This window comes from Pedobacter lusitanus, from assembly GCF_040026395.1.
GTDB classification, from domain to species: Bacteria; Bacteroidota; Bacteroidia; order Sphingobacteriales; family Sphingobacteriaceae; genus Pedobacter; species Pedobacter lusitanus.
The window spans coordinates 4,151,465-4,160,958 of sequence record NZ_CP157278.1 but is presented as its reverse complement, the minus strand read 5'-3'; the positions used below and the strand labels follow the sequence as shown (position 1 = coordinate 4,160,958).

The 9,494-nt window shown below is 37.3% G+C and carries 8 protein-coding genes; 3 read left to right on the top strand and 5 right to left on the bottom strand.

All coding sequences use genetic code 11. The annotated features are described in order from the left end of the window. Positions 1-121: 121 nt before the first annotated feature. A complete protein-coding gene (locus tag PL_RS17880; RefSeq protein ID WP_041880473.1) occupies positions 122-2,632 on the top strand; it encodes a hypothetical protein in 2,511 nt (836 codons plus the stop codon). A gap of 67 nt (positions 2,633-2,699) precedes the next feature. Here the strand turns inward: PL_RS17880 and PL_RS17875 are convergent, their stop codons facing one another. The 5 genes from PL_RS17875 to PL_RS17855 form a co-directional block, all read right to left on the bottom strand. After that, the gene (locus PL_RS17875; protein WP_041880471.1) at positions 2,700-4,307 is read right to left on the bottom strand and encodes a S8 family peptidase; all 1,608 of its coding nucleotides are present in this window, start codon (positions 4,305-4,307) and stop codon (positions 2,700-2,702) included. Between the two features lie 184 nt (positions 4,308-4,491). Continuing rightward, the gene (gene cobA, locus PL_RS17870; protein WP_041880470.1) at positions 4,492-5,286 is read right to left on the bottom strand and encodes a uroporphyrinogen-III C-methyltransferase; all 795 of its coding nucleotides are present in this window, start codon (positions 5,284-5,286) and stop codon (positions 4,492-4,494) included. A gap of 87 nt (positions 5,287-5,373) precedes the next feature. Further along, entirely contained in the window at positions 5,374-5,811 is a 438-nt protein-coding gene (locus tag PL_RS17865; RefSeq protein WP_041880468.1) for an RrF2 family transcriptional regulator, read from the bottom strand. Positions 5,812-5,861: 50 nt separating this feature from the next. Further along, positions 5,862-7,088 carry a sterol desaturase family protein gene (locus PL_RS17860; RefSeq protein ID WP_041880503.1) on the bottom strand — a complete coding sequence of 409 codons (1,227 nt, stop codon included), beginning with the start codon at positions 7,086-7,088 and terminating at the stop codon, positions 5,862-5,864. Between the two features lie 68 nt (positions 7,089-7,156). Then, entirely contained in the window at positions 7,157-7,402 is a 246-nt protein-coding gene (locus PL_RS17855; protein WP_041880467.1) for a hypothetical protein, read from the bottom strand. Between the two features lie 233 nt (positions 7,403-7,635). Between PL_RS17855 and PL_RS17850 the strand changes: the two genes are divergently transcribed. Both PL_RS17850 and PL_RS17845 read left to right on the top strand, forming a co-directional pair. Beyond that, a complete protein-coding gene (locus PL_RS17850; RefSeq protein WP_041880465.1) occupies positions 7,636-8,073 on the top strand; it encodes a hypothetical protein in 438 nt (145 codons plus the stop codon). A gap of 91 nt (positions 8,074-8,164) precedes the next feature. Further along, on the top strand, positions 8,165-9,493 hold the full coding sequence (locus tag PL_RS17845) for a sigma-54-dependent transcriptional regulator (RefSeq protein ID WP_041880463.1): 1,329 nt from the start codon (positions 8,165-8,167) through the stop codon (positions 9,491-9,493). The last annotated feature ends 1 nt before the right edge of the window (position 9,494 follow it).

Here is a 9,494-nt window from a genome sequence, read left to right as displayed (position 1 = left end):
GCTTTTTTTATTTAAAACCTTTCTGTTCATTTATCACGTATATGTGTATATTCGGTTACTATTGGTGTCTAGCTAGCTTTTTTACCTAAAATCGAATAATACAATAGAAAAAAACGGATCTATGGAATACAGTCACCGGCTGAACGAACTTAAAAGCTTGATTCTCTTAAAATGTGGTATTCGATTCATTACACCTGCTGATTGTAAGAGAATATCAATTGAGATTAGTAAGCATCTTAACAAGAACGTTAGTGAAACAACTATTAAAAGATTATTTGGTTTCGCTGTTGTTAAACATAAATTTTCTACGTTTACCCTTACTACTCTTGCTGAATATGTTGACATTGCAACGATTGATGTAAATGATTTACCACAACCAATTGGTCATACAGATGAATGGAAGCTTCTTAAGGATAAAGCTGATAAGATAACTCAGTTCACATTAAAAACGATAAGGAACAGATCCGGCATTCCTTATGATATTACTATCAGCAGAAAATTTGCAGAGTATGATTTTGATGAATTCTATGCTGGAGATTATATTTTCACCAGTATAATCTCACAACCCGGTTATGGAAAAACAATTCTGCTCAGTCATCTGGCTGAGGATTTGTTTTATAAGCAGGATGCCGCTTATAAAGACTCTACTATCTTGTTTGTTCAGGCTTATAACTTCTTCAATAAGGAGCATGCTGATCTTAACATGGAAGACCAGCTAAAACTTCAATTGCAGATAGACCCCCAGGAGAATACGCTTGAATACATTAATAATATACAGGCAGCACATGGTGGTAAATTCATCATTATGCTGGATGGATTTGCAGAACTCATCCTGAAAAAAGAAGATAAGAACCGGCTGTTTGATAATATCATCAACCTGATTTGTTCATTGGAGGATTTCAAGAACATCAAGCTGATCATGAGTCTGCGTTCAACCGCGTGGATGAGATTTTATGAACGCATCCGTCACTCTTCTTTTTTAAAATCAAAATGGTTCCCGGGGAATTATTTTAATCTTCATGAGTTATCTAATGTGCCTCCGCTTACTGAGAAAGAAGTGGATGTTATCATTTCCAAAATCAATTATCTGGATAACAAAGAAATTAATCCGAGACTAAAGGCTCAGCTAAAATTCCCACTTCACATACAGCTATATTATCAGTTAAAAGAAGAGGATCCTGATTTTAACTATTATACGAATATTACTTTTTATGAGCTTGTTTCCCGTTTCATCCAGGAAAAAATTTACCGCTCAAATTATTATACCGAAAAAATACTCTTTCTGAAAAAGATAATTCAGCTTACGGAGTATGGAAAACAGAACAATGCAGTAGAAAAAGACAGCCTTCTTTCAGAACTTTCCGCTTTTAGAAATGCGTATATGGAACTGCTGGCAGATGGTATTTTAATGGAAGAGAAACGTACAGAGAATGCGCATCCAAAAGAATATGTGCGTTTCTTACATCCGCATATGTTTGAGTATTTTCTATTCGTTGAAATACTGGAGAAATTCCATCTTCAGGTGAATATGGATTTCTTCACTTATATCAATACTGAATACGAGTCCAATCAGGTACGTTTTCAATTACTCCAGTGGACTACCCGATTCCTGATCAAAACCGGGAACTTCCATGAACTGAAATCAGTTTTCAAACTTAATCTCAATAGTTTTGAAACCAATTATCTGATTCTGTTTATGGCAGAAGAGATTAAATACAGATCGAAATTCAATCCTGACATCATCAGGGTACTGGATGAGAACCAGTTTCATGAGATTATTATTTCAAAACTGATCAATTTCGACTTTATAGATTCCTGTTATAAAGAGGCTGTTGCTGCCCTGATTGATATCGCGAATAACGATGATCATTTACTCGTCTATAATTCGATATTAGGCGTCCTTGAGGTTATCAAACTGGATAAGGCAGCTATCAAGGCCAGAATAAAAAATATAAGCACGCTGAATGCCACAGAATGGATGGTTAATCCGGTTGAAGCACTGGAGATAATTTATGCCAGGATCAATGCAGAACAGCCTGCGGAAAAGAACCTGCTGGGCAATATTGAAAGTCTGAAAAATGGGGGTAATCCATTTGGAATTAAACCCGAGCATCATATGGATCCCAGGCAAGGCATTTCCTACCTCCTGATTCTGTACGTCAATATATTTACTGGTGATGCTGCTTCGGGGCATGAAGTAATTTCCAATATCGTTAAACTTCACCCAAGAGAATTTGCAAAGAGAACGACCTTCACTATTTATATTCTTGCCGTATATGGGATGTACAGTTCCAGAAGTATTCCAGGAAAAAAGACAGATCAGATAGAAAGTATTATAGTTTATCTGTCAAACAGAAACTGTACAAACTTCGCCAAGTATCAGGAGGTTATTCTTCTGATGTTCCAGGCGCAGCAATATTACAACAGAAAAGAATATGAGATTGCAATACATCATACCAAAGAGTGCCTGTTATTATTCAGAAGAAATAATGTGTTGCTTAATGCCATGTTTATGTTCAACCTGCTCATCAACATTTATACAGATCTGAAAGAATATGATCTGGTCAATGAATATAAATATGAAAAACTCTGTTTACTGGATGAACACCAGGTTTCAAGACAGCTTTTTTAAATAAACAAAAAACGGGGCGGCCTCAGATAGAGACAGCCCCGTTTTTTATTCAGATCTGATAAGTTTCTTATTTATAATCAGCAGCTAGTTTTAATGCATTATAAGCATTAACAATTCCGCCGGTAACACAAAGATCTGCGAAAGGTACAGATTTCGGTGCTTCACCATCTCCTGCTTCCACATCAACATTGTGATCAACTTTTACAACTGATTTCAGAATGATATCTTTAACCTGCACAGCAGTTAATTTCGGATAATATTCTCTGATCAGTGCAGCAACACCAGCAACTACCGGAGCGGCCATACTTGTTCCGTTATAAGCTTCATATTTAGATCCCGGTACTGTAGAATAGATTTTAACACCTGGCGCAAACACATCCACTGTTGTTTTACCATAGTTAGAAAAATCTGCTTTCAAAGTTTTATCGTTCACTGATCCCGAAGCACCTACTACAATATAAGAGCTGGCTTCTCCGCCATCTTCATATCTGCGGTTTGGAAAGCTCTTCTCCACATCCAGATTCTTATTATCATTTCCAGCTGCCTGAATTAAAAGGACATCTTTTGAAATCGCATATTTAACGGCTTCATCAACGGCCTTTTTATCCCATGAATAAGCTTTACCAAAACTCATATTCAATACCTTTGCACCATTGGCCACAGCATAACGAATAGCATTGGCAACATCCTTATCACGCTCATCACCATCAGGCACACTTCTAACACCCATAATCTGAACATTATCAGCTACACCTTTAATACCAATAGTATTGGTACGGTCAGCAGCAATAATTCCAGATACGTGTGTTCCATGACTTGCATCAGGACCTGTTACATCATTATTTCCATAATTTCTTTGTTTGCTGTCTGCATAATTATCTCCTACAAACTCAGCTCTGGGGTCGAAATCCAGATTTAGATTATAAGCCAGCTGATCCTGATAATGTTCCAGACCTTTAACGATCTGCGCTTTATAAAAAGCATCAAATGTTGAATTCTGTAATTGAGAAACCATAATGTTTTTCAAACGGCCTTCCATATCCGACGCAGGAGTATAGTTTTGAAAATCCGCTAAGGTTGGGTTTTCCTTACCCATTTTTTTTACCAGCGCATCCAATACTTCTTTTAATCCGCTAATGTTGGCAACGGCATTTTTTGCTTCATTGGTTTGTTTATCAAAATCTGCCTGTTCTTTCTGATATTCTTCAAAAGCAGGTAAATCAGCAGGTTTAACTGTTTCGGCAGTTACGCCTGTAAATCTCGCTTTATCTCTGCGTAATACACGGGTAAGTTCCAATGCTTCATGGCTTACCGATCCTTTTGCCGAACCGATGAAATTCCATCCGTTTACATCATCGATGTATCCATTTTTATCATCATCTTTTCCATTCCCTGCTACTTCTTTTTTGTTTACCCAGATAACTCTTAAAAGATCCTCGTGTTTGACATCAACTCCACCATCCAGTACACCAACAATAACAGGAGTAGACTTTTTACCTTTCAGTAACTCAGTATATGCTTTCTCTGTACTAACTCCAAAGACAGAGTCCGTTTTAAAATCCAGATTGTGCCAGTTATCTTTCTGAGTTTGCGCAAATGAGCTGAAACCCAAACCCGTTATAAACACGGCACTGAATATTCCCCGCAATACAACTTTATTTTTCAATGTATTCATATGTGTTGATTAAATTAAACTCTTAACGTTAATAATGATAAATAGTTATCCGGAAACCCGGTTTAGTATAGATTTTAAACTGCCTCTGAATTCAAAGGTAATAGTTTACCTATGATTACAAATGAAAAAGCCAGGTATTTCTCCTGGCTTTTTATTATAAACTAATATGATTTAAATTATACTATTAATACTCTTCCGACAAAATATGATAGAAATCCCGGATACGGGCAAATGCAGGATGTAAGGAAACGACATCTCCAAAAACCAGCAGTGCCGGTGAAGATACTTTATTGTCTTCAACCAGTTCGGCGATTGTCTCTACCACTCCTACTATAGTTTTCTCATCAGGAGCAGATCCATTTTCAATTACCGCAACCGGTAATCTTTCTTTACCCTCGGCGATAAAGATAGCAGCGATCTCTCTGATCCGCTCTATTCCCATTAACACAACAACGGTAGCTTTCGATCTGGCTGCTCCCTGTAAATCTGAAGAAATTTCTCCTTTAGAGTTTACTCCGGAAAGAACCCAGAAACTTTCACTCATATTCCCGTAAATCATAGGGATTTTCTGCAGGCCGGGAACACCGGTCGCACTTGAAATACCAGGTACAATTTCAGTCTTTATACTATATGATTCGGCAAAATTGACTTCTTCAAAGCCTTTGGCAAATACAAAAGGATCACCGCTTTTAAGTCTGACTACATGACCGTAATTCAGTGCATAATCAATCATTAATTTATTGACCGCATCCTGCGAAAACGATTCTCCGTCAAACTGACCTCCCACAAAAATCTTTATGGCGTGTTCAGGGGCGTGATTAAGCAATGCACCATTGACTAAAGCGTCATATAAAACGACATCAGCAGTATTGAGTGCCTTAACACCTTTTAAACTTATTAAATCAGGATCTCCGGGGCCGGCTCCAACTAATGTAATACGAGGTTCCTGAATATTGTTTTTTATTTTATTTAAAATCATAACCGGCTATTTTAAAGGTTTATATATCTGCTGATGAACAAATATAATAAAGTCTATTCAAATAGTCGTCTTTATTTTATAATAATTTTAAAAAAGTAATTCACCACTGTTTTCACGGGCAATCACATCAGCAACAGAAGTCTTGGAAAGCACTTCTAAAGTCGCATCCCTGACGTCAATAAATGTTTTTCTGATCCCGCAGGTTTTCTCATCATGACACTCATCACATTTACGGTAGAACTTCAGACTTGCACAAGGAACCATAGCAATAGGCCCGTCTGTTATCCTCAGAATATCCACGAGATAAATATCCGCAGCATTCTTGTTCAGACTATAGCCACCACCTGCCCCTTTTTTACTGTACAGATAACCTGCATTACGCAAATCTAATAAGATCTGTTCCAGAAATTTCCTGGGTATCATCTCCTGTTCTGCCAATCTTACGATCTGCATTGGAGGATTCTCAACGTTCTTGCCTAAAGCCACCAGTGCTTTAATGGCATATTTTGTTTTCTTAGACAACATATTAAATACAAAGCTAAGAAAAGATTTAGGTATTGATAAATGTGACAGATTTAATATAAAGTTTCGTCCCGCAGCACATAACGATAATATAACTTGCTGATCTGAAAAAAGCGCTCCATCATGATCATAGCCACTGCAGGCAAAACAATCCATTCAAAAATAGCTGCTTTCCAGAAAATATAACTTAACAGGATAACCAATCTGATACACTCCAGTTCATAAATATACCGGCGTTGCTCTATCAATGCACCGCAGTTAATCAGTGTTAAAAGTATAATCACAGTCATAAACAATTTATCAGCAATTCCTAGAACGGGGAACCAGGCGGTAAATCCGGTCAGCATTAAAATAGAGAAAATCACCTGTCCATTCAGGTAATTTCTGAACTTAAACTGGTGATTATCCTTCCTCGCTGGCATCAGGAACTTCTTTTCCAGTGCAGGGCGGATATCCTGATCCAGTAAAGCCGGACTTCCAAAAATAATACGGCATTTCTGTTTAATCCCTTTTACCCGGCGGCAGGCTTCAGCTAATTCCAGATAATAATGAAAATGCTGCCATAAAAAACTATAACTCTTTAAAGGATGAGTCAATCCATAGTTGGGTTTCTCTTCTTCCACCTGAAAAGTACCAAAAAGTTTATCCCAGAAAGTAAATACATCACCATAATTCTTATCCAGATACTTTTCATCACTGGCATGATGGATACCATGTAAGGATGGTGTAATCAGAATATGCTCCAGCCAGCCCAGTTTCCCAACCAGCTGCGTATGCGTAAAAAACGAATAAGCACCATGAACCAGTAATATGGTAAATACCATAACCGGATGAAAGCCAATTAACGGCAGTACAGCATAAAAAACATTACGTATTATAGCCTGGAGTGTGGTAATTCTGGCCGATACAGTGAGATTAAACTCCTCGCTCTGATGATGGACAATATGTGCTGCCCATAAAAAATTGATCTCATGACCTAAACGGTGATACCAGTACCATAACAGGTCTGTCGCCAGCATCAGAATAATCCAGATCCACCAGGTATTTGGAATACGCAGGAGTGCATAATTGGTGTATATCCAGTCAAAAACCTGATAAAAAGCTGTAGTAACAAATAAGTTAATTAATCGCTCTGCTATTCCTATACTGACATTAGCTACCGAGCTTTCATGCTTAAAATAATCTTCTTTCTTTTTCCTTTTAGCCAGTTTATATTCTAAAAGCAAAAAGATAAAGAATACAGGTATAATGAAAGCAAGGTAGTTTATGGGTAACTTCATATCAGACATTTTTGAATTAATCTTTCAAAAATACCTATTTTAAATAAAGACTACTAATTTAATAGTCTTTATTTAATAAAGTCTTCAAAGAAGTTATCTGGTGCCTGTTCAAGGATAGAACCATCATTTTTAATAGTTGCCAGCAGTGCTACCAGTTTCTTTTCCAGCCGTTCATATTCAGCCCGGTGCTGTTCAGCTTTGTCGGCAGAGAAGTCATCGTCATCAACTGATGATGAAATCTTAGCCTGTAAATAAAGATTATAGGTTTCGGCAGTCTTATTTGCCAGCGTATTCAGCATTTCTTTATAAGTCATAGCTCTATTGTTTGATTTTCACAGCAGATAACGTTTGCCAGAGAGAATTGTTCTGATAAAATTGCTGTGTTATAGGGGCAGACTGTGGAGAAAGTCATCACCGATTTTTTTACTTAAAAACCATAAACAACTATTAACAAGAGAATTAGCTATTTTCTGGCACGCTGGCACCATTTTGAAACATAGCTAAACAGAATTAGTTAATTAGAATCTTAAAATTTAAATAAACAATTATGAGAAATTTCATTTTATCAGCAGCAGTATTAGCAATCGCAGGAGTATCAACAGTTAAAGCAAATGAAATTAAAAGCCCAATTGCAATTCAACAGGACAGTGCAGCATATACAGTAGCCTTAGACAGTGCAGTAAATACAGTTAAACAGGATAGTGCAGCTTACACTGTTGCATTAGATAGTAACACTAACACTTTAAAACAAGATAGTGCTGCTAATGTAAAAAAACAAGACGAAGGAAAAGTGCCGGTGAAACTGGAAGAATTACCAGAGCCAGTAAAAGCAACTTTAAAAGCAGATGCTTATAAAGAATGGACAGCAACTGCAGCCTTTTTAATTACCAATGCAGATAAATCAACTTACTATCAGGTTGACGTTAAAAAAGACGACAAAGTAGCCTTCTTAAAAGTTGGTGCTGATGGTGTTGTACAACAATAATCAATACACACAATAAAATATAATAATATAAAAGCCGGAAGTTCTCCGGCTTTTGTATTTTTGCTTATATATCAAAGCGAAGCGGATACCTATGGCGAAAATACTTATTATTGAAGATGATCTAACTTTCTCACAGTTGTTAGAAGGCTTTCTTAAAAAGCACGGTCACGAACCTTATATAGTTCATGATGTCAAGAGTACTTTCAAAATCATTGCACAACATAATTTCGAACTATTTTTAATTGATTACCGTCTTCCTGACGGTACTGGCCTGGATGTTCTTGCCCATCTGCGTGAGCAGGGATTAAACTATCCAGTAGTCATCATGACCAGTTTTAATGATGTACGTACAGCAGTAAAATCCATTCAGCTTGGCGCAATAGATTATATAACCAAACCCGTTAACCCGGATGAACTGCTGATGATTATCAGAGGTTCCCTGGAAAAAAAAGAAGAACATAATCAAACTGACTCAGTTGAACACCAGGATTTCATCAAAGGAAAAAGCACTACTGCAGACAAATTATATGCCCATATAGATCTGGTTGCCCCAACAGATATGTCAGTAATTATACAGGGAGAAAGCGGAACCGGTAAAGAATATGCTGCCCGGACCCTGCATACCCAGAGTAAGCGAAATACCAAACCTTTTGTTGCCATTGACTGCGGGGCTCTTTCCAAGGACCTGGCGGCCAGCGAATTGTTTGGTCATGCTAAAGGAGCCTTTACTGGCGCTGTCAATGACAAAAAAGGACAGTTTGAAGCAGCTGAAGGCGGGACATTATTTCTCGATGAAGTAGGAAACCTGAGTTACGAAGTACAGGTAAAACTCTTAAGAGCATTACAGGAAAGAATTATTCAGCCTTTGGGCAGTACGAAAAAGATTCCTGTCAATGTGCGTATTATCACAGCTACCAATGACGATTTGCTGACCAGCATTCAGAATGGCGAATTCCGCGAAGATCTCTATCACCGTTTAAATGAGTTTAAAATACTTTTACCCGCTTTAAGAGAACGCGGTAAAGATCTTGAACTGTTTATTGATCATTTCATTAAACTTTCCAATGCTGAACTTGACAGAAACGTACAAAAACTTTCAGCTCCTGTCAGGGAGTTACTTTTGCAATATGACTGGCCGGGTAATTTAAGAGAATTAAAAAATGTGATTAAAAGAATGGTCCTGCTTACCCCTACCGATACAGCAGGAATAGAATCCTTACCTGATGAAATGATACTGGCCATTAAGCAAACACCTAAACCTGGAGGATCAGATCTTAAAGCCATTAATGAGAGTAATGAAAAAAGCCTTATTCTGGAAACGCTGATTAAGGTAAAATACAATAAATCAAAAGCAGCAAAACTCCTCAATATTGACAGAAAAACGCTTTACAGTAAAATGGAGCGTTATGAGATTGAATAGA